Genomic DNA, 19801 nt, shown 5'->3' on the forward strand with positions numbered 1-19801 from the left:
TTAATGGTCATGGTCCGCCCTTACTTTTCATACATCGTTTCTTTGGCTTTGCACTTAGGTGTGTTCGGCTTGGTATCGGTGTATGCGATGAAGCCGGTTGCGATCCCTTACGGTCATTACAAAAAAGGCGATCCAATGCTTGTTGAGATTGGATTGTCTTCGCCAGCAAAGACTTCGGTGCAGAGTGCGAAAGCGCAACCTGCGCCGGCGGATAAAGGCGATGTCGTGATTCCTTCTACGAAGAAGGAAGACAAACAAGTTTCTGAAGCGAATTCAAATCAAGATCAAGTGGCACGCGGTGAAATCGGTTTTAAAGATGGCACTCATGAAGGCGGGGAGCTTGGTCATTCTAAAGGTTACCAAGCGACGGCTCGTGAACGTTACTTGTTCGAGCTGCATGTCTTGATCGAAGGACGCAAGATTTATCCAGCGCTGTCGAAACGTTTGCGTGAATCTGGCAAAGTCACTGTGCAATTTACTGTGAATAAAGACGGCGCGATTCAAGACGTTATGGTGAAGAACCCAAGTCATTTTGAAAGATTGAATTCAGCGGCATCTGAATTAATCAACGGAATCAAAAGATATAAGCCGTTGCCAGCAGGATTTGAGGGAGATCAAGCTAAGCTCGAAATCCCCATCGAGTATTCTTTGAACTAGAACTTTTCGAAAGTTCCTTTTTCTTTATTTTTACGAACATTTGGTAGAGCGAACACTTGGTTGTGGAACGAGATATAGAATCCCGGTTTCAAAAGTTTCGCTGCAAGTAACGCTTCGGTTACGTTTTGAGATGCATCGGAATCGTCGAAGCCCATTGGAATCATCGCACCAGTGAACACGACGGCCACCGTTGGATGGGGAAGCTTGTTGAAGCAGTATTCTGCGCTGACACTCATCGTATCTGTTCCGTGAAGAACCACCATCGGATGACCTTGCTTCATTTCAGCTTGAACTGTCGCTGCGATTTCTTCGCGGTCTTGGTCCGTCATGTACAAAGAGTCTTTGCTCATCAGCGGATGCACAAGGATGTTTGTGTACGGCAAGCGCATTTTTGAAAGAATGCGGTTCTTAATGCTAGTGCCACGATTCTGAAGAGAACCATCGAATTCATCGTAGGTCTTTTCGATCGTTCCACCAGTCGTAATAATGACGACGTCTTGATGTTGGTTTTTCATTTGAAGAAATCCTAATGCGAAGGCTTACGCTTGGCAAGCCCCGGCGCTAGAGTTTAACGCCGGAAGCGAAGAGGGCAATGTTAGCTTTTGTGTCAGTAATTTCGTTGGCGCCAAACATTTTAATCAGCTGCTGAACCAACGCATCGATTTGCGACTGGTTTTGCTCACGCTTTTGTTGAATCTGGTATAAGTAGCCTTGCACGTCATTCAACTCTTGTTGTGACGGGATGCCATAACCGGCTTTCACGATTTGGGCAGGGCCTGTCAACTCTTGGTCGAAAGAAAGAGTTTTAAGGATGCTATCAACAAAGCTTTTCTTCTGTTGTCCTGCTGCAGTTTTTTCGTCGATGTCACCCTGAAGGAATTGATTGTATGTGTACTCTGTCACACGTTTTTCAATGAAGCGCTCTAGATACAAGAAGGCTGCTGACCATTTTCTTTTTTGTAGTGGTTCAGCAAAGGACCTGCTTAAGTACAGTTGTCTGCGCTGAGAGGGCTCAAAGTTTAACCATTTCTTCAAAGAATATTTTTGACCCGAAAGTTCACGGATGATGCTTAAGGCCTGATCTAGGTTTGCTTGATTTGATGGGAAATAGTAGCCCGCGGCTTTGGCAGCAGGAAGGTTCTTCATATCTACTTCATTGCTGATCAGGTTATGATTTTTTAGTTCCTGCAAAACACCTTTTGGAGTTTGTGTACGAACATTCATAAGATCGGCGCGACCCAAGCCTGCTTTAAGCAAGTTCATGATTTCAACTGCGCAGTTGTTGCTTAGGAAATAATATCTGTTGTTATAAGACCAATGAGTTTCCACGGCTCGTTCAAGAAACGATTTGATTTCTTCGCGAGTTAATGACAACGGATAGCTTTTTAAATCACGCAATTGTGTAACATTGTATTCGCTGATGATTTGTACGAATGGAACGAAGAACAGGCGACTTGGATACTGACCCGTCAAGCCACCCCAGCCGCTAATTTGTGGGCTATCAAGAAATGCGCGGAATGATACGACGATATGTGATTGAATGTCTTGAAGACATTCAGGCCCCACAGTTTTTCTTTCAGGAGCACACACAACAATGCGCGCAAGGGAATGCCCGAAAGAACTCATCAAGGCATCGCCGTCTCCGGCAAGAAGATAATGAATTTGATAAACGCGACTTGGATCAATTGAGCGAATTGCTTTTTCAGCTTTGCCGAATTGGGAATCCACAAAGGACAACGTCTCTTGGCAGGCTTGTTCCCCAAATGGTTGAAAGTTGAAGTGCTTGGCTAGATATCTATATATAGACGGACGACGGCATTGATACTCACGGTCTGTCAGAAAGTATTCCATGTTCACGGCGAACATCTCTTGAGGGCTGCGAGCTTCATATGGATCTGGAGAACGATACCCAAATGTCGTCTCGTCCATGCGCATTCCATTGCCGTTTAATTCTTGATACCAACCAGTGGCATCTAAGAAATCAGGCATGGTTGAAACTGTCGTTTTTGTATTCTTATAAAGTTGGCAGACGTCGGGCACACCGTATTCACGATTATGCTGCTCTGACATCTGGCAATCCCACTTCGCATCTTTAATATCCTGAGGAATAACCTTCAGGAAATCATAGACGTGAGAAAGCTCATGCACGATCGTGCGAGTCACGAGGTCATCGCGATCAAGGATTCGGCTATTGATTGTAATCACGCCCTTTGAATTGGCTTCACCCGCAACGTGAGCATCCAAATCGACAAGTTGAATTTGATAAGCAGGGAACTTCACGCGGCCTTCTAAACGAATGCGCATGATTGGGGGTAAAAGATTGTAAGCGCCTAAGAAAGCGGTTGCCACTTGATCTCTTTGTTTGCTGGTTCCTCCAAAAACGGAAAAACGTGGCTGAACGTTTCCGCTCGCCCAAGAAATCGAAGCCGCCATAACTATAAATAGAGACAGTAGTGCTTTCATATATAGATATCAGAGCAAAGATCGCACCCAGTTTGCTTTTCGATTCACGCATTTAAGAAGCTTTGAGCATCTAAGTCGTCTATTTCATCAACACACGGACCGACAATTGTTGTCGCTTTTGAGTGTTTCGCGTCTCAAATTGAATAGGATCAAACTGAGACGGCACACCCGTTGCTTTATGGCTCTGCGACACATTAGGAGGTTATTGTGAAAAAGGTATTACTATTGGCTTTAGTTATGGGTTCGGCAACTTCTGCATTTGCAGCTAACAAATCTGTTTCTACTCAAGTGCTTGAGAGCGTATCTTCATCTTCTTACTCTAAAGTAGAGTGTTCAATGGAAGACTATACTTGCCAGAAATTGATTTTGGATATGGGCCGCCAAGAGGCGTTGAGCCGTGTTCTTTCTGGTGATGAAGGTAAATTGTCTGCTGTTCTTCAGCAATCAATCGCTATCGTTCGCCAAAACGATGCTTCTGCTAAAGATCTAACTGATGCGCAAATCATCGAGATCTTGGCTTCACAACAACAATAATTTTTTATTAACTACTTAAGAAGGAACGTCCAATGAAACACTTATTGACGTCTATGTTAGCTTTCTTTGCTGCTGCTCCGGCATTTGCCTATATCACGGCAACAGCTGCTAACAAACCAATTGATGTGAACACAAGAACTCACATCCTTATCGTTGGTAACGGTACTGACCTTGGTAACGCTTTGACTCAAGCAGCGACTGCTCAAGCAAAGAAGTATCAAGAGCTTTATCCGAACGAACAAGTTTATCTTATCTCTGTGAACGAGACGGGTAAAGATCAAGACACAGCTGAACTTAAAGAGTTCGGTTATTATAACATCGAAGAGAAGGGCAAATCGTTTAAGTCGAAAGACGTATTTAACGAAATGTCTCAATTCTCTAAGATCGCGTCTTTCGACGTATTCTCTCATAGCGTTGCTTACTACGGCGTGATCCTTGATGGTAAATTGAACCGTCTTGATCCTTTGGCTGATGGTTACGACAAACTTGCGAAGAACTTTACTTCTGACGCTTATGCATTCCTTCATGGTTGCAACAGCGGTCAATTCTTGGCTGGTGTATTCTCTAAACAATGGGGTATCCCAGTAGCTGGTTCATTCACAGGTACTGACTTCCAATACATCTATGAAGGTAAAGGCTTCTTCAATGACGACGGCCGTGCACCTAAAGATGCAAGCAAAGTCAAAATCAACAAAATCGGTTACGAGAAAAACATCGGTTGCTACACTGGCGCGTGTTCTCGTCTAATGCCAGACAACTTCGCTTACCACGGTTTCTGGGGTGAGTTCACTGAAGGCGGTCTTGGATTCTATAAATGGATCTGTGCTGGTTCGAACATCACTTCTGACAGATGTTTCACAGCAATGGCTCGCGCGGCATTGTCTTACGTCTCAATCAAACCATTGAGAGATAACTCTTCAATCGAAGATTATAAAGACGTAGTTCTTGATTTCTTGTGCCCAGCTAACAAACGTACTGAGTGCCGTGCGGCTCTTGAGAACGCTGTTAAAACTGGCAACATGGAATACGATCCATACGGTGGCAAATCACTTCAATGTGACTTCAAAAACTGTAAGGCGAAATTCACATGTGAACGTATCCCTCTTGTGAACTTGTTGAAATCTGGTTCATGCAAAGTTGAAAACTTGCGCGAATCAAACAAAACAACAACGATCGCAAACGAATACGCTGCATACTTGAAAGGTTACAAACTTCTTCAAGCGCAACTTTCTAAATAATTAAGTCCCAACCCAAAGTTCCCATCCCTCCTAAGCCTCACTTTCAACGAAGTGGGGCTTTTTTTATTCTTCTTTCTTTGAGAGTGCGGGGATTTGCCGAGGCTTTGCATTTTAGCTTTTGCTGCTTCGGCACGGCATCCTGCCTCGTCGCTTCGACGCCAAAGGCGTCGAGGGCCATCCAGGCCCCGCGAAGGCCTCATACGCAAAAGCTAAAATGCAAAGCCTCGGCAAATTGTGCTTCGAAAGAAGAATAAAAAAATCCAATCATTGAAGTGATGATTGGATTCGCTTGAATTGTTTCAGATTAATTTTTTAAAGTTGGCTGATTAAGTTTTTAATTCAGTGATCAGTGTGATGAGTTTTTCAATGATGTTTTGTTGGGTTTCTAGTTTCATCGAGGCTGTGTTTGGTTTTTCTTGGACCTGTTCTGGCAAGTAGGGGACGTGGACGAACAGGGTTGGGATTTTTGCCTGAGTGATGTGGTGTAGTGATTTAAAATATAATGAGTTGCACACGTAGGTTCCTGCGCTGAAGCTTGTTGTTGTTGGGCCGATTTTGTTGAGGTCGGTGATCCAGTCTTGATTGAAGAAATCGCTGATGTAGGACGTTGGCGCTTCTTCGATGAGTTTTTGTGGAGCTAGTTTGTTTCCGTCTTCGTCGGGGAGGGAGGTTTCGCTCCAGTTGAGGGCGACTCTTTCTAGGCACACTGCTTGTCTGCCTCCGGCTTGGCCTAACATTAAGAGTGCGTCGAAGGGGCCTTCGTTGTGCCAGAAGTTTTTTAACTCTTCGAAAGATCTTTCGTAGCTTACTGGTAAAACTAAGGGTGTTACGTTTGCGAACTTGCCTGCAAGATTCGTTGTTAGAATCTCTGCCGGATTAATTGGTTCTTTGTTGAAAGGTTTAAATCCTGTTAGCAGGATTTTGCGTGACATAAAATTTAGTCCTCGTCGCCGAAACCGAAGTTTACTTTGTGGCCGTCTTTATTCAACTGATCGTGGGCCTTCTGTAAACATGTTTGGTAAGCGGGATCCGATTTTTTGATTTCGCGGCCGCTGGCGTCTTGGCAGCTGATATGCATGACTTGTTTTTGTTTTTTCGGTTTGTACTCTTCAGGTTGTTCTTCCATTTTAAATGGCGCGAAGCCTTCTTCAACCGGGACTTTGAGTGTTTCTTCTGCCATTGCAGAGAACGTTAGTACTGAAACTGTCGCAAAAAGAAGCCATTTCATTGGGAAGCCTTTTCTTAAAGTTTGCTCAATGATAAGATGAGAATTCTTCAGGACCAAGACCAAATTTACAGAAGGTAGACTTTTGGAAACTCTCGGCAAGATTATTAATTCTGTTTTGACCAGTTTGATCGTCTCTATTGTTTTGTTTGTGATTATGTATTCGGTTATGACTGGCGAATTCCCACCAAACTTAAAGAGATTAAAGGGTAGCTATCAAAATCTTCATAAGATGGCGCAAGTCAGTCGTGAAATTCACGATCAAGATGTTCGTCTAAGAAAACAATACGCGACAACCGGGAACGTGAATCAAGAGGACGTCGATCATCTACAAGCTTTGAACTTACAGCGCATGGAACTTGGTGCTTCGATGTTAGGTGGTTCAACTGTCGATGAAGCTTCACAAAAGAGAATAGACGAACTTGAAAAGCGAGTTTCCAAATTAGAAGCGGAATTAAAAGTTAGGTCGTCGAAATAGCCTTATCATTTCTTTTTCAAATCATGCTTTTCACTCTGGAAGTTTGCCTTTTGTTCTAGAGAATTCTATGAAAACGCATGATGAAATCTTTGTTCCTTTTCTTGCATCGTTGGTTCGGTTTAACTGCGGGTCTTTATTTTGTTCTTCTAGGGTTAAGCGGCAGTTATTTAGTTTATGACGATAAAATTGATGAATGGCTTAATCCCGCTCTTCGCAAATCTGTCACGAGTTCAAATTCATTTTCGCTATCGGCATTGATTGCTTCAGCTCAAAAGGGCGTTGGCACTGATAAACCACCGATGCGTATTTCTATTCCTGAAGATCCACGCGCGAATGCCGTAATCGGTTTCAATTTGCCGACTGAAGGTCAACCACGTCGCTTTGTGACGGCATTCGTTGATCCGGTAAATAATGAATTCAAAGGGCAAGAGATTTTCACCGAAACTTTGACGGGTTTCATGTTCCGTTTCCATCACGATTTATTCATGGGACCACTTGGTCACACGATCATGGCGGTGTGCGGAATTATCATGACGTTGTTGTTGCTGACAGGTTTGTACTTGTGGTGGCCAAAAAATTTGAATTTTAAAAAGGCGCTAAGCTGGAAAAGAACGAAAAATTTCTTTCAATACAACTTTGAATGGCATCGTTTCACTGGTTTTTATACTTTGATTCTGATGTTACTTGTCACAGTTACCGGCGTTTATCTGTCACGTTCCGATTGGTTTACCTTTTCTAAAAAAGAAAAAGGCGGTTTCGAGCGACGTGGCGGAGAACAAAAAGGTCCAGTTGTTTTTGACTTTGCGAAGATCGAAAAGGTGCTCCAAGAAAAGCAGATGCAACTTCGACCGGCATCTTTACGTATTGATCCACGCAGTGGGATGTTGAATTTCCGTGGAGTGGAAGAGGGACGCGAAGTCGCAGTTAAAATCGATGCGAACTCATCTGAGATCGTTCCAGACAGTCCTAAAAAGAAAGAAATCAATGCTCGCGCGATCAATCATGATCTTCATGCAGGTGATTTTTGGGATTGGTTCGGTAAGTTTTTGATCTTTGCTTCGGGAATTTTGCCCGCATTTTTTTACTTCACTGGTTTCTATATTTGGTGGAAAAAACGCCAAGCTCGTCGACCTCGCACGACTTAGGTCTTGTTGACCTTAAGTCCTGTATCCAGATGGGGCGCTTGCCCCATTGCCTATAATTTTCCACAATGATTTAGTGGGAATAGAAATATCAAAATTGAAAAATATCAAGATGTTGGTCCTCGATGTGGACGGCGTTTTAACTGACACTCGCCTATGGTTCGATGGCAAAGAGTGGCGCAGGTTTTTCTCTATCCGTGATGGTGTAGGGATCAAACGTCTTATCGACTCTGGATATAAGACTGCGGTTATTACTGGCAGTAAGGCTGAAGACATTCGTGCCAGAGTGAAATCTCTTGGTATTCATTACTTCTATGAAGGGGCACTTGATAAAGGGCCTTCATTCCTTCAACTCCAAAAAGAATCAGGAATTGCGCCGCATGAGATGGCTTACATCGGCGATGACATTTTCGATATTCCAATGATTCAAGAAGCGGCCTTTGGGGCCACTGTTCCTGAAGCTGTCGATGAAGTTTTAGAAATCGCGGATTATGTGACTCGCAGACCTGGTGGTTGCGGGGCAGTTCGAGAAGTTTGTGATTACATTTATAAACATGGGGCCTTTGCGGGTAGGTAATTCATGCTCAAGAATGCATTTAAAGCAGTGATCGTTATTGTGTGCGCCTTCCTATTACATAAGACGGCATTTGCAGCAGAAGTCGTAGAGCTTCCTCAAGAAGAGTTGGCAACGGAATCTGTACTTCCAGTATTTGATAAAGCAGTCAGCGTTAAAAATCGTAACGTGATGACGGCAAAACGTTGGGACGCAGACGTATTTTATAGTTATGCGATGACAGAACCTATTGCGAACGTCAGCAAACTGGGTGTGGCGCTTTATTATAACTTCAATGAAGATCACGCACTTGGTTTGATGTACGCGAAAAACTTTTCGGGTCTTTCAAAGTACGCAGAGCAATTAGATAGCCAATACAACTTGGATTTCAGCCGTGCTCCACAACCGACGAATTCAGTGTTCCTTGATTACAACATCAAGGCGTTTTACGGAAAAATGAGTTTAACGAAATCGGTTGTGTTCAACACGATTCTTTATGGTTCAGCAGCAGCGGGCATGATTCAGTATGAGCACAAATCATATCCAGGTGTTTCAGTGGGCTTGGGCCAAAAATTTTATTTCACAAAACAATGGGCTTTGCGTTTTGACCTTCGCTTGTATGCGAACCAAGCGCCGATCCCATTCTTAAAAAATGGTTTGAAGCCTTCAGATCCAGTACCGGCTTACGGTGATTTTGAAGATCGTCTGACTTTCACAACAACCCTGGATGCTGGGTTGTCTTACTTGTTTTAAGAGGGGTTAAAAGATGTTGAACAAGAATCTACTGACAGCTTTGCTCCTTATCAGTTTTGCGGTTCCAGGAATCGCAAAGGCGCAAGCACAAAAAGCAGAAGGCGACGATCTTGATGTAATTGAGTTGGAGCTTGATAAGTCGGCTCCAGGTAAACCTGCGGAGCCTGCAACGGCGGCACCTTCATACAATCAAGAAGACAGCGCTAAAGATAATACTTTGACGGACTTCAAAGGTCTTGGCACGCTCGCGCCGTTTAAAGAGATTTCGATCGTACAAAAACGTTATCTGCCAAAAACAGGTCGCTTCCAATTGTTTGGTGGTATCACGACTGTTACGAACGATCCATTCTTCAACACGTTCGGGGGCGTCGCGAAAGCCGCTTACTTCTTGAACGAAACGTGGGGTCTTGAGTTGAATTACTTTGGTTTAACGACTTCAGAACGTCAGTCGACTAAAGAGCTTCAAGATAACAATAACGTGAAGACTGAAAGTTTGGCGTATCCAAAATCTTACATCGGTGTTGATGTGATGTACGTACCGATCTACGGTAAAATGACTTGGTTCAACGAAAGAATCTTGCCGTTCGATATGTATTTCTCTGCGGGTTACGGCACGACTCAAACTTCAACGAACGAAAATTCAGGCACTGTGCACTTGGCGACGGGACAAATCTTCGCGTTGACGAAATCAGTGGCTCTTCGTTGGGACTTTAGCTGGAACTTCTTTAATGCCAGTGTTGTCGACCAAAACAATGTTAAAGAAACGAATTCATTTAATAACCTGTTCCTTACTGTGGGTATGAGCTGGTTCTTCCCGGAGGCTAGTTACCGATGAGAAAACTATTACCATTCCTAGTTGCGACAAGCATGGCTTTGCCTTTGGTAGCGGAAGCGCAACCAGGGAAAAAATCATTAAAGCAAGCTCCGAAGAAAGCATCGTCTTCTTCAGCGTTTCAGGGTAACTCGCGTGAAAGCCAATTGAAGTATCAATTGAGCAATGCACTTCGTGCCGCACAAAGTGGCCAATATGAAGCAGCGGCGAACCAATTGTTTTCGTTAGCTCGTCGTCCTGAATTGGCTGCTGAAAGACCACAAATTAAGTATATTTTGGGTACGATGTTGATGGAGCTTAAGCTGAATCAAACAGCGGCCTTCCAATTCGTCGATGTGATTCGCATGAATCATCCCAAGTACTCAAAGCAAGCGATCGAAAAACTTTCTATCGTTGCCGATACGTTGGGTGATGACACGATTTTGAATTACGCGATTTCACGTGTGGATGTGAACGATATTCCGCCGAATTTGAAAGACATGATCTATTACCGTTTGGGTGAGATCAAATTGCGTAACCGCGAATATCCTAAAGCTCAACAGTTGTTCAATAACGTGGGCCCGGGCAGCAGCTATTACTTCCAAGCTCTTTACAACAAAGGTTTGTCAGAGCTTGAAGCAAATCAACCGCAAATCGCAGTTGGCACATATCAAAAAATGTTGGCAGCACGCGGAAGAGCTCCTGTTACTGACGTGAACAGAGTTGAAGCGCAATTGGCTTTGGCCCGTGCACTTTATCAAAAACAAGATTGGGAAGCTTCCATCGAAGCTTATTCGCAGATCCCTCGCGACACAGTGATGTGGCATGATGCGGTTTTTGAACAATCATGGGCAATGCTTCGCGCGGCTCGTTTCCGTTCTGCACTAAGTAATTTCCAAACTCTCCACTCGGCGTATTATGAAGACTTTTATATGCCGGAGAGTTTACTTCTGCGCTCTATCGTTTACCTCTACATCTGTAAGTACGATGAGATGGAAAAGGTCCTTAGTTTGTTTGAAAAAACATACGGACCAGTGCGCACGAAGATTGGCGACTTCTTGAGTTCAACAAAAGATCCAATGATGTTTTACGCAGAAGTGGAAAAAGCTTATCTGATGAAAAATACGGATAAGACGGCGACTTTGCGTTTGCCTTACATCGTTCTTAAAAATGTTTTGGATCAAGGTGATGTGAAGCGTTCGATGCATTACCTGGAAAAACTAGCGTCTGAGAAAGCACGTGTTGATGCGAATTACGCATTTAAAGCGTCAGCGCTGGGTCAGTACTCTTTAAAGATTATCGCAAATCGTAGCAAGAACACGAAAATCGCAATCGGCGATATGGTCAAAGCGCATTTGTTGAACATGCGTGTAGAACTTCGTGATTTGTACGAACAAGCGGGCTTCATCCGTTACGAAATGATCAATGGTCGTAAGGAAAGCATTAAGAAGAAAATTGCTGGTAAAGATATCGGAACAGGACAGATCGACGAAAATGTAGATCGTCAGTTCTATATCCAAAATGGTTATCAGTATTATCCATTCCAAGGCGAATACTGGTTGGATGAAGTTGGTAACTATCACTATCTTGGGAAACAAAGTTGCGAGTAATTATGAAATTCAACAGGCATCTACTTCTAGCTCCAAGTATTCTTTCTGTGCTTTTTATGGGCCCGATGGCTCATGCGAAGAAAAAGACAGTCGGTGAACTGTTGTCTCAAGCAAACCAAAGCAGCCGTGGCGGTGGGCAAACGCAGATGTCTAAAACAGACACTTCGCTTCCTTCTGCAAGCCTTGGTTTTCAGCAACCCGCAGCTTCTGTAAATCTTGAGTCAGTGAAACCTCCGCGTTCGTCAGACATCATGACTCGCGACACGGGTGGCAGTGATAAAGTGAAGTACGAACGCATCTTGGATCAACAGATTCAAGAGTTGTACAAATTAACGCAAAAATTTAAATCGTCTCCAAATCGTGGTGAGTTATGGCTGCGTTTGGCAGAGCTTTACGTTGAAAAAGCAAGCTTGATCGACGGCCGTAAGCAAGACGAATACGATGCAAAGCTTCGCGCATTCCAAGCTGGTAAAATCAAAAAGAAGCCGGTTTTGAATACAGTGGAAGCTCGTGAATACAATAAAAAAGCAGTGCAGTTGTACGAGTGGTTCCAACGTGATTTCCCTCGTGACGAGAAGATGAGCCAAGCGTTGTTCTTCTTGGGTTACAACTACTTCGAATTGGGTGAAGTCCAAAAGGGTGCGCACTATTACGAAGAACTGACAAAACGTTATCCAAATTCTCCGTTCGTTGGTGAAGCGCACTTTGCATTGGCAGAGTACTATTTCGAAAACGAAAGATGGTCACAAGCTTATAAAGAGTACTCTTTCTTAATTAAAGATAAGAGACATCGCTTACACACATTTGCGTTGTATAAAGGCGCATGGTGTTTGTTCCGTTTGGACCGTGTGAATCAAGGTATGAGTTATCTTGAATACATCATTAAATCGGGACGTGCGGAAACGGGTGAAAATGTCGCTGGTGGAAAAGTGGTGAACCGTACGCGTCTTGAAGGGGAAGCCCTTCGTGATATCGTGGTGTTCTATGCTGAAGGCGGTGATCCTGCTAAAGCTGCTTCGTACTTTAAGAGCCTAATCGGTAACGACAATATCAATTCGTACCTCGAGAAACTGGCGTATCAATATGCCGATCGCGGTAATAAAGACGCGTCTCGTGACGTCTTTAAACTTTTGATTTCGCAAAATCCGACTTCGCCTAAAGCTTTCGAATATCAATATCAGATCGTACAAAACTATTACTACGGTAAGAACAATACTCGTTTTAAAGATGAATTGTATGGCTGGGTTAAAGACTATGACACTTCCGGTGCATGGTATGCGGCCAATAAGAACAATAAAGAGCTGACAGATAATTCGTACAAACTTCGCGAAACGACGCTAAGAAACTACGTATTGCAACAGCATCAAACGGCACAGAATTCCCGTGCGCCCTATTCGCAAGCGCAAGCGAACGAAGGCTATCAACTTTATATTAAAGAATTCCCAGATTCTGCGGCTGTTGGCGACATGCACTTCTATTATGGTGAGTTGTTGTACGATATGCAAAAGTACGACGAAGCAGCGATGCAGTACAAATGGGTTGTTGATAATGCTCAACAAAACAAATTCTATAGCAAAGCCGCGCAGAACTTGATCTTGGCAGTAGAGCGCAGCATCCCTTCAGATCAAGAGATGCAAAAACGTGTAGGGAATTCTGTCGACCCGGTTCCTTTAGAACCGAAAGTTGAAAGATTCATCACGGCAGGCAAATGGTACGTTGAAAAATTCCCAACTTCTGAAAAAGCGGTTGAGATCAAATTCCGTATCGGTCGTCTTTACTATCAAAGCAACCACTTTGATGAAGCGACTAAATACTTCCGCGAGATCGTTCAGCAAAATCCTAATACAAAATATGCTGAATATTCTGCGAACTTGCTTCTTGATATTTACAACTTGAAAAAAGACTACGTCGGTCTTGAAAAGACGGGCACAGAGCTTTTGGCCGTGCCATCGATCGCGTCTTCAAAAGCGGGTTCAGATATCCGCGGCGTTCTTGAAAAAGCATCGTTCAAGCGTGGTCAGGATTTGGAAGTTGAAAAGAAATATGGCGAGTCAGCGCAAGTATTCGATGCTTTCGCGAAACAAAACCCGAAATCGACTTTAGCAACGACAGCGTTGTTCAATGCCGGTGTGAACTATGAACGTGCGGGCATGACGGCTCCAGCGATTGCATCTTATCAAGGTGTGTTGGCTTCGAAAGATCCAGCTGCTGATAAAATCAAATCGAAAGCACGTCGTTTGTTGGCAAAACAATATCAAGATTCGGCGCAGTTTGAAGAAGCGGCAAAATTGTACAAACAAGCTGCTCAAGAAAATCCAAATGATCCGTTGGCTGCAAACTTGATGTTTAATGCCGCGGTTCTTTATGAAGCTCTAGGTAAATCGGATGAAGCGATTCGCGCTTACACTGAATTTACGAAAATGAATAAGAAACATGCTGATAACATCGAAGCGACTTTCAGCATGGCGCAAATTCACCGCAAAGCTGGTCAAAACGGTGCCGCCATCGCACGCTATACAGAATATGTTGAAGGTGGCGGTAAGAGCCCAGAAAAAGTGGTCGAAGCTGCTTACTGGGTCAGTGAACTTTATGGCAAACAAAGAGCTGTGACGAAATCTAATGAATGGAAACAAAAGACTTTGGCTATCCAGCGTCGTTTGGCTCCGAACAAAAAAGGTCCTGGTGCGGCTTACGCAGCAAAGATCAAGTTGGATGATGCCATGGCAACTTACGCAGAGATGAAAGCCATCACGTTCCCTCGCGATCCAGCAAAACAAAAAGCTGCGGCTGACAAAAAAGTTTCATTGTTAACCAAACTAACGGGTGAGCTTGCGGAAGTGATCAAATTCGACAGTGCTGAAGAAATCGTAAGCGCATTGACGGTCTTGGGAGATGCAAATCAAAACATGGCGTCAGCGATCTTGAATGCGCCACTTCCTCCGGGCTTGAACGCGGAAGAAACAAAACAATATAAAGCGGGTGTTGAAAAGTTCGCAGAACCGTTCAATGCCAAAGCGAAAGATTCATTCAAGCTTGCAGTAGAGCGCGGTTGGGAATTGGAAGTGTATAACGATTCTTACCGTCAAGCGTATGAGTACATGAATAGAATTGATCCTAAAACTTACTACAACGGTGGCGAGATCGGTTCTGATATTCGTCTTGTGAACTGGATAGGTCAGTAATGATGAAGAAGAGTTTAATTCTTACAGCATTAGTTTTTCTAGCAGCGTGTTCTTCTTCGACAAAGAAAGAATCGAAAACCGATTCTATGGCTGAAGAAACAAGAGTGACCGAGGCACCGACGGTTCAAAAAGAAGAACCAACGCCAACGGTCAGCGAACCTGAACCAGAAAAACCGAAAGCACCGGTTGTGCCTTCGCAGTACGCGGCTTTAAATGATGCGATCAAAGCGCAAAGTGACGAAAGAATCTATCAAACGGCGACAGCGATTCTTACGCAGTCATCGAATGACGTGAAAGCATTGAATGCGCTTTCAATGTATCACTACAAAAAAGGTCGCTTTGAACTGTCACGCTTTCTTTTGAACAAGGCCATCGCAGCAAGTCCGAAGATGGCAGAGCTGTACTCAAACCTTGGTATAGTTCAACTTGCGCAGAACGAACGCAGAGAGGCCGTAAAGTCCTTCCGTAAAGCTTTGGAAATCAATAACGATGACCCGGTTGCGGCAGCAAACTTGGGTGCCGTTTACGTGCAAGAAAAAGACTACAACAAAGCATCTGTTGTTCTTGAAATCGCCTACAGAAAAGGCGTTCGCGATCCTCGCGTGTTGAACAATTATGCGATTGCATTGAGTGCCACTTCGAAGTTGGACAAAGCAGAAGAGCTTTACAAAAACATTTTGAAGGACAACTCAAATAATAAAGAAGCGATGTACAACTATGCGGTGCTGTTGGTGGATCGCATGGGAAAATTCCAAGAGGGCTTAGAGGTCATTAACAGACTAAAGTTTGTAGGTGGGCCTGCAGATACTCGCAATAAAATTATTGCTTTGGAAAATAAGGCGAAAGCTGGTTTAAAATAGAACGAAGGGTCAGGTAGAGACTATGTTGCAAAGTTTAAAGTTCATGGGAGTCTTGTTAGCGGTCAGTTTTGTCTGCGAGTTTGGCTTTGCCCAAAATGAACCCATGCTGACTCAAACAACTACCAGCACAACACTTGGTACAAAAACGACGACAAGCACGGTTCGCAAAGAGCGTCGTGCCCAGTTGAACTTCGAGGACGAATTGGTCGAAGGTTCTACGCAGAAGCCAGAACTTTTTTATTTGTTCCAGAAAAAGAACTTCAACTACAAACGTTTGATTAAGCTTAGAGAAAACTTTTTACCCGAGATGAGAAGATCAGCAGAAGATGTACAGCGGGTTCGGGGTGGTAATTGAGATCGCCATTAATATTTAGAATTTTCAAAAACAATCAGCTCGTAGGTGTTAAGCAGTTCGATCAAGATCAAATCGTGATCGGGCATAATGCTGACGTGAATGTGGATCTTGATTCCGATCAGGTTTCACCAATTCACTGTATGATTGAACGTCGTGATAGCGGTTACTATATCTGCGATCTGGGTTCTCAATCAGGTACTTTCAAAAACGGCAACGCTGTTCTTGATGAAAGCATTTCATCTGGTGATGAGCTGACAATCGGTCCATTTAAAATTTCATTCTTCGTTGGAGTACCAAAACCGAAGGCGGCTCCGGGTGCAACTCCTGAAGCTCCGACTCCAGCACCAGTATCTGTTGTTCCTGTCGCACCAGTTGCCAAGGCAGAACCTAACATGCCGCCAGCTGCTGTTGTAAAAACAGAAGAGATTAAGGTGACTCCTTCAATCCCAACGGAAACACCGAAGATTGAAGACAAAGCTGCTATTCCGAATTCTCCGGCTCGTCCCGAGATTAAATCAGGAAAAGTGAGCTTTAAGAAAACGAAATCTAGAAAAACTTTTGCACCTCCAAGCGAAGTGCAGGATTTGAAAACTTATTTGAAGCCGACAAAAGGCAATGTTGTACAAGTGATCGTCGCTTGGAAAGAGCGCATCATTAACACTTACCACTTTAAAGGCAACAAACCTGTAAAAGTAAACGTAGGTGAAGATCGTTCTATTGCACTTCCTGATGGTTTAGCACCAAAAGGTTTTTCAATTATCGATTTGAGCGCAGGTTTGCGAGTTAATACTTCTGGCGACATGAATGTTGAAATGGTCTCTTCGGCAGGTTTGCAACCGGTTGAAGATTTGACTCGCGCGGGGAAAGCTTCGCGCGGTGGCCAGGGATACACGGTTCGTGTCGATCAAAATGAAATGCTGGTCGTGACTTTGCCTGGTGGATATTTGTCATTGTATATCCGCTACGTGCCGTCTGCTCCAGTCGTACCGATGCTTCCACCGATGATGTTGTCAGGGTCTGAGTTAACAGGCTTGGTGATGTCGATTGTAATGGTTGCGTTGTTGGCTCTTTATATTTCTGCGACAATTCCAAAAGATTGGCAGGAAAATAAACAGGAAGACGTGCAAAGAATTGCGCAGGTTATTTTCAATAAGACACCTACGCCAACTCCGACGCCGACGCCTCCAGCGCCGAAAGAGCCGCCTGCACCGCCACCACCAGTGGCGACGCCAACTCCTCCTCCACCAGAGAAGAAAGTTGTTGTTGCGGATCAAAACAAAGATGCTTCTCGTAAAGGCCCACAAGCTCCGCAAGCAGCGAAAGCGCAAGTGGCGGCTCGTGCCAATGAAGTGGCTCCGAAACCGAATGCAAAAGATCGTACGAAAAAATTCACTTCGACTCGTCAAGGTGGCGCAGTGAAAACGGGCGAGACGGCTGGTGCAAATGCACAGTCAGGGAACAAAGATCTTTCGAAAGTGGGATTGTTCAGTGCCTTTGGTGGCGGTGGCAGTCGCGCGAATATCGACAAAGCTTACTCTGGCGCCGGCGAAGTTCTTGGTATGGCTGATAAAGCTTCCGGAAGTTCGGGCTTCAATGAAAACCGTGCAGGCGATGACTTGGGTTCTAAATTTAAAGACTCAGGCGCAGGTGGTAAAGGTACGGCGACACAAGGTATCGCTGGTATCGGTACAAAAGGTCGTGGGTCAGGTCAATCTGCTTACGGTGCTGCGGATGGTTTCGGTTCGAAATCGACAGTCGCAATCGCGGGTGGCGGTATGGAAGAATCATTCGATGCCACAATCGATAAGGAAGCGATCCGTCGCGTGATTAAAGCGAAACTTCACGAAGTAAAAAGCTGCTACGAAAGAGCACTTAATACTTTGGAAAAAGGTCGCAAGCTTGAAGGTAAGATCGTATTGGGATGGGAAATCATCGAAAAAGGACAAGCTCGTAACGTCAGCGTGAAGAGTTCGTCTTTGAACAATCCAACGGTTGAGAATTGTATTCGCGATCGTTTGGCAAGTTGGACGTTCCCAGAGCCTCCTCCAGGTCTTGTGGCCGAGGTGAAGGCGTACCCATTTGTTTTCAATCAACAGAATTAGTTTTTAAGAATAGAAAGTTTTAAGGAGATACCATGAACCCAACAGTAACAGCAGACAACATGAACTTCATCCAGCGTGCGTTCGCTGAGGGCGGTTTCGTCATGTACATCATAGCGGTTATCGCTATTCTTGCGATTATCGTGATCGTCGACAGATTGATGAAACTGAAAAACCTTTCAGTAGATAAAAAAGAATTCACAGATCAAATCTTCCGTATGGTTGTTGCTGGCGATCTTCGTCAAGCAGTGAGCTTCTGTGATGCGCGCCCAGCTCCTTTGACGAACACTGTGAAAGCAGGTTTGGTTCAAGCGATGAACAAACGCCCAGACGAAGAAATTCAAGTGGCAATGGATGCAGCAGTCATGAGAGAAATGCCGAAAGTTGAAGGTTGGGTTTCTTTCCTAGCCGTATTCGGTAACATCGCGGTTCTTGCCGGTCTTCTTGGTACGATCATCGGTATGATCGGTTCATTCCGCGCGGTTGCAGCCGCGGACCCAGCAACAAAAGCACTAGAGCTTTCTAAAGGTATCTCGCATGCCTTGAATTGTACTGCTTTCGGTCTTGGTGTCGCGATTACTTGTATTATCGCTTACGGTTTGTTCCAACATCGCATTCAAAAAACTGAAAACGAAGTTGTTGAAACAAGCATGACTCTTTTGAATCTAGTAGTAGCTAACCGCGAAAAAATCAGAGACTAAGCTTTAGAGAACAGAGGCGAGTATGGCGCACATAGATAGTGGTGGTTCAGGAGGCAGAGAGCGGAATATCGAGTTGAATCTCGTGCCCGTGATCGACTTGATGAGTGTTCTCATCACGTTCTTGCTTATCACTGCAGTATGGACTCAAGTGTCTATGATTCAGATTGGCAGTTCCTTGTACGGAAAGAAATCTGATACGCAACCGAATCCAACTCCGCCGCCAATGGCTGATGTGGTATTGAAGGTTGACGTAAAAGAGATCGGTTATGTTTTAACTGTTGGGAAACAAGTGATCAGTCTTCCAATGCAAAACGGCCAATTTGACGACGCGGGTTTGATCGCGCAATTGCAACGTGTGAAACAGCTTTATCCTGAAAAAGTGGATGCAGTTGTGACGGTGGCAGATGCAATGCCTTATGAACAGCTAATCAAAGCTATGGATAATCTTTTGAGCTCTGGCTTTTCAGCGATTTCCGTAGCAACAGGAGCGGCGAACTAATGGCGATTTATAAACCAGGTGAAAGACACCGCTACCACAATATTTTAAGCAAAAAGAAAAGCAAACGTGGTGTGACTGCGATCCTGTCTTTGACAGCGATGGTGGACATGTTCACGGTTCTTGTGATCTTCCTTTTGCAAAACTACAATACGACGGGTGAAATTCTTTATATTCCAAAGGAAGTCACTTTGCCGAAAGCTGCCTCTGTGCGCGAACTAAAGCCCGCACACGTGGTGACGATTTCAAACAAAGAGATCCTTTTGGATAAGGACCCAGTTGCTACTTTTGACGAAGTAAAAGCTTTGGGTGCTGAAGAATGGAACATTCCGAAATTGAAAGAACAGTTAACAGAAGCCTTGGCTAAGTCTAAAGCGGAGCAAGAAAGCAAATTGCAAAATAAAATCCGCGATGTTGTTGAAACAACAAAGGGTCAAGACGGAACTGAAGATCCTAATGCATGGAGCAAAGTTACGATTCAAGCAGATAAAGGCGTAGATTTCCTAACTGTTAAAAAAGTTCTGTACACTGTCACAGAGGCTGGCGCTGGAGAAATCAATTTCGCAGTGACTAAGCTACCTCAAGAGTCGACATCGAACTAATCATCGTTTAGTATAACAAGGCACGGATCGCGTAAAGGAGCC

General features: G+C 44.2%; 20 protein-coding genes. 16 read left to right on the plus strand and 4 right to left on the minus strand.

Features of this window, described 5'->3' with window-relative positions; translation table 11 throughout:
- Positions 1–3 precede the first annotated feature (3 nt).
- Positions 4–657 carry an energy transducer TonB gene (locus tag DOE51_RS03900; RefSeq protein ID WP_142695271.1) on the plus strand — a complete coding sequence of 218 codons (654 nt, stop codon included), beginning with the start codon at positions 4–6 and terminating at the stop codon, positions 655–657.
- Here the strand turns inward: DOE51_RS03900 and DOE51_RS03905 are convergent.
- Both DOE51_RS03905 and DOE51_RS03910 read right to left on the minus strand, forming a co-directional pair.
- Positions 654–1172, minus strand: coding sequence for an asparaginase domain-containing protein (locus DOE51_RS03905; protein ID WP_142695272.1), 519 nt, complete (start codon positions 1170–1172; stop codon positions 654–656). The two genes, DOE51_RS03900 and DOE51_RS03905, sit on opposite strands and share 4 nt — an antisense overlap.
- A gap of 46 nt (positions 1173–1218) precedes the next feature.
- Positions 1219–3120, minus strand: a complete 1902-nt coding sequence (locus DOE51_RS03910; RefSeq protein ID WP_142695273.1) for a DUF4105 domain-containing protein — start codon at positions 3118–3120, stop codon at positions 1219–1221.
- A gap of 207 nt (positions 3121–3327) precedes the next feature.
- Between DOE51_RS03910 and DOE51_RS03915 the strand changes: the two genes are divergently transcribed.
- Both DOE51_RS03915 and DOE51_RS03920 read left to right on the plus strand, forming a co-directional pair.
- Positions 3328–3654, plus strand: a complete 327-nt coding sequence (locus DOE51_RS03915) for a hypothetical protein (protein WP_142695274.1) — start codon at positions 3328–3330, stop codon at positions 3652–3654.
- 32 nt (positions 3655–3686) lie between these two features.
- Positions 3687–4892: a hypothetical protein gene (locus tag DOE51_RS03920; protein ID WP_142695275.1), complete on the plus strand. Its 1206-nt coding sequence runs from the start codon at positions 3687–3689 to the stop codon at positions 4890–4892.
- Positions 4893–5218: 326 nt separating this feature from the next.
- Here DOE51_RS03920 and DOE51_RS03925 read toward each other — a convergent pair whose 3' ends face one another.
- Together DOE51_RS03925 and DOE51_RS03930 are read right to left on the minus strand one after the other, a co-directional pair.
- Positions 5219–5824, minus strand: coding sequence for a pyroglutamyl-peptidase I (locus tag DOE51_RS03925; RefSeq protein ID WP_142695276.1), 606 nt, complete (start codon positions 5822–5824; stop codon positions 5219–5221).
- A gap of 5 nt (positions 5825–5829) precedes the next feature.
- Positions 5830–6120, minus strand: a complete 291-nt coding sequence (locus DOE51_RS03930) for a hypothetical protein (RefSeq protein ID WP_142695277.1) — start codon at positions 6118–6120, stop codon at positions 5830–5832.
- Between the two features lie 82 nt (positions 6121–6202).
- Between DOE51_RS03930 and DOE51_RS03935 the strand changes: the two genes are divergently transcribed.
- The 13 genes from DOE51_RS03935 to DOE51_RS03995 all read left to right on the plus strand — a co-directional run bounded on the left by DOE51_RS03935 (position 6203) and on the right by DOE51_RS03995 (position 19759).
- Entirely contained in the window at positions 6203–6595 is a 393-nt protein-coding gene (locus tag DOE51_RS03935; protein ID WP_142695278.1) for a hypothetical protein, read from the plus strand.
- A gap of 77 nt (positions 6596–6672) precedes the next feature.
- Positions 6673–7740 carry a PepSY domain-containing protein gene (locus tag DOE51_RS03940; protein WP_142695279.1) on the plus strand — a complete coding sequence of 356 codons (1068 nt, stop codon included), beginning with the start codon at positions 6673–6675 and terminating at the stop codon, positions 7738–7740.
- A gap of 94 nt (positions 7741–7834) precedes the next feature.
- Positions 7835–8314 carry an HAD family hydrolase gene (locus DOE51_RS03945; RefSeq protein WP_246845347.1) on the plus strand — a complete coding sequence of 160 codons (480 nt, stop codon included), beginning with the start codon at positions 7835–7837 and terminating at the stop codon, positions 8312–8314.
- Between the two features lie 3 nt (positions 8315–8317).
- A complete protein-coding gene (locus DOE51_RS03950) occupies positions 8318–9043 on the plus strand; it encodes an outer membrane beta-barrel domain-containing protein (protein WP_142695281.1) in 726 nt (241 codons plus the stop codon).
- Between the two features lie 13 nt (positions 9044–9056).
- Positions 9057–9878: an outer membrane beta-barrel domain-containing protein gene (locus DOE51_RS03955; RefSeq protein ID WP_142695282.1), complete on the plus strand. Its 822-nt coding sequence runs from the start codon at positions 9057–9059 to the stop codon at positions 9876–9878.
- Complete coding sequence (locus DOE51_RS03960) at positions 9875–11464, plus strand: tetratricopeptide repeat protein (RefSeq protein WP_142695283.1); 1590 nt, start codon at positions 9875–9877, stop codon at positions 11462–11464. The genes DOE51_RS03955 and DOE51_RS03960 overlap by 4 nt, the downstream gene beginning before the upstream one ends.
- A 2-nt stretch (positions 11465–11466) precedes the next feature.
- Positions 11467–14646 (plus strand): tetratricopeptide repeat protein, encoded by a 3180-nt coding sequence (locus DOE51_RS03965; protein ID WP_142695284.1) that lies wholly within the window; start codon positions 11467–11469, stop codon positions 14644–14646.
- The gene (locus DOE51_RS03970) at positions 14646–15506 is read left to right on the plus strand and encodes a tetratricopeptide repeat protein (protein WP_246845349.1); all 861 of its coding nucleotides are present in this window, start codon (positions 14646–14648) and stop codon (positions 15504–15506) included. Before DOE51_RS03965 ends, DOE51_RS03970 begins: the two co-directional genes overlap by 1 nt.
- Before the next feature lie 22 nt (positions 15507–15528).
- The gene (locus DOE51_RS03975; protein ID WP_142695285.1) at positions 15529–15861 is read left to right on the plus strand and encodes a hypothetical protein; all 333 of its coding nucleotides are present in this window, start codon (positions 15529–15531) and stop codon (positions 15859–15861) included.
- The gene (locus tag DOE51_RS03980) at positions 15858–17963 is read left to right on the plus strand and encodes an AgmX/PglI C-terminal domain-containing protein (protein ID WP_142695286.1); all 2106 of its coding nucleotides are present in this window, start codon (positions 15858–15860) and stop codon (positions 17961–17963) included. Before DOE51_RS03975 ends, DOE51_RS03980 begins: the two co-directional genes overlap by 4 nt.
- 32 nt (positions 17964–17995) lie before the next feature.
- The gene (locus tag DOE51_RS03985) at positions 17996–18661 is read left to right on the plus strand and encodes a MotA/TolQ/ExbB proton channel family protein (protein ID WP_142695287.1); all 666 of its coding nucleotides are present in this window, start codon (positions 17996–17998) and stop codon (positions 18659–18661) included.
- A gap of 22 nt (positions 18662–18683) precedes the next feature.
- Positions 18684–19160, plus strand: a complete 477-nt coding sequence (locus DOE51_RS03990) for a biopolymer transporter ExbD (RefSeq protein WP_142695288.1) — start codon at positions 18684–18686, stop codon at positions 19158–19160.
- A complete protein-coding gene (locus tag DOE51_RS03995; RefSeq protein WP_142695289.1) occupies positions 19160–19759 on the plus strand; it encodes a biopolymer transporter ExbD in 600 nt (199 codons plus the stop codon). Before DOE51_RS03990 ends, DOE51_RS03995 begins: the two co-directional genes overlap by 1 nt.
- Positions 19760–19801: the final 42 nt, after the last annotated feature.

Source organism: Bdellovibrio sp. NC01, from assembly GCF_006874625.1.
GTDB lineage: Bacteria > Bdellovibrionota > Bdellovibrionia > Bdellovibrionales > Bdellovibrionaceae > Bdellovibrio.

What these genes read in the sequence shown, in the direction of transcription:
- DOE51_RS03900 (WP_142695271.1), top strand. Translation starts at nt 4, where the DNA reads ATGGTCATGGTCCGCCCTTACTTTTCATACATCGTTTCTTTGGCTTTG.
- DOE51_RS03905 (WP_142695272.1), bottom strand. Translation starts at nt 1,172, where the DNA reads ATGAAAAACCAACATCAAGACGTCGTCATTATTACGACTGGTGGAACG.
- DOE51_RS03910 (WP_142695273.1), bottom strand. Translation starts at nt 3,120, where the DNA reads ATGAAAGCACTACTGTCTCTATTTATAGTTATGGCGGCTTCGATTTCT.
- DOE51_RS03920 (WP_142695275.1), top strand. Translation starts at nt 3,687, where the DNA reads ATGAAACACTTATTGACGTCTATGTTAGCTTTCTTTGCTGCTGCTCCG.
- DOE51_RS03925 (WP_142695276.1), bottom strand. Translation starts at nt 5,824, where the DNA reads ATGTCACGCAAAATCCTGCTAACAGGATTTAAACCTTTCAACAAAGAA.
- DOE51_RS03930 (WP_142695277.1), bottom strand. Translation starts at nt 6,120, where the DNA reads ATGAAATGGCTTCTTTTTGCGACAGTTTCAGTACTAACGTTCTCTGCA.
- DOE51_RS03940 (WP_142695279.1), top strand. Translation starts at nt 6,673, where the DNA reads ATGATGAAATCTTTGTTCCTTTTCTTGCATCGTTGGTTCGGTTTAACT.
- DOE51_RS03950 (WP_142695281.1), top strand. Translation starts at nt 8,318, where the DNA reads ATGCTCAAGAATGCATTTAAAGCAGTGATCGTTATTGTGTGCGCCTTC.
- DOE51_RS03955 (WP_142695282.1), top strand. Translation starts at nt 9,057, where the DNA reads ATGTTGAACAAGAATCTACTGACAGCTTTGCTCCTTATCAGTTTTGCG.
- DOE51_RS03960 (WP_142695283.1), top strand. Translation starts at nt 9,875, where the DNA reads ATGAGAAAACTATTACCATTCCTAGTTGCGACAAGCATGGCTTTGCCT.
- DOE51_RS03965 (WP_142695284.1), top strand. Translation starts at nt 11,467, where the DNA reads ATGAAATTCAACAGGCATCTACTTCTAGCTCCAAGTATTCTTTCTGTG.
- DOE51_RS03970 (WP_246845349.1), top strand. Translation starts at nt 14,646, where the DNA reads ATGATGAAGAAGAGTTTAATTCTTACAGCATTAGTTTTTCTAGCAGCG.
- DOE51_RS03975 (WP_142695285.1), top strand. Translation starts at nt 15,529, where the DNA reads ATGTTGCAAAGTTTAAAGTTCATGGGAGTCTTGTTAGCGGTCAGTTTT.
- DOE51_RS03985 (WP_142695287.1), top strand. Translation starts at nt 17,996, where the DNA reads ATGAACCCAACAGTAACAGCAGACAACATGAACTTCATCCAGCGTGCG.
- DOE51_RS03990 (WP_142695288.1), top strand. Translation starts at nt 18,684, where the DNA reads ATGGCGCACATAGATAGTGGTGGTTCAGGAGGCAGAGAGCGGAATATC.
- DOE51_RS03995 (WP_142695289.1), top strand. Translation starts at nt 19,160, where the DNA reads ATGGCGATTTATAAACCAGGTGAAAGACACCGCTACCACAATATTTTA.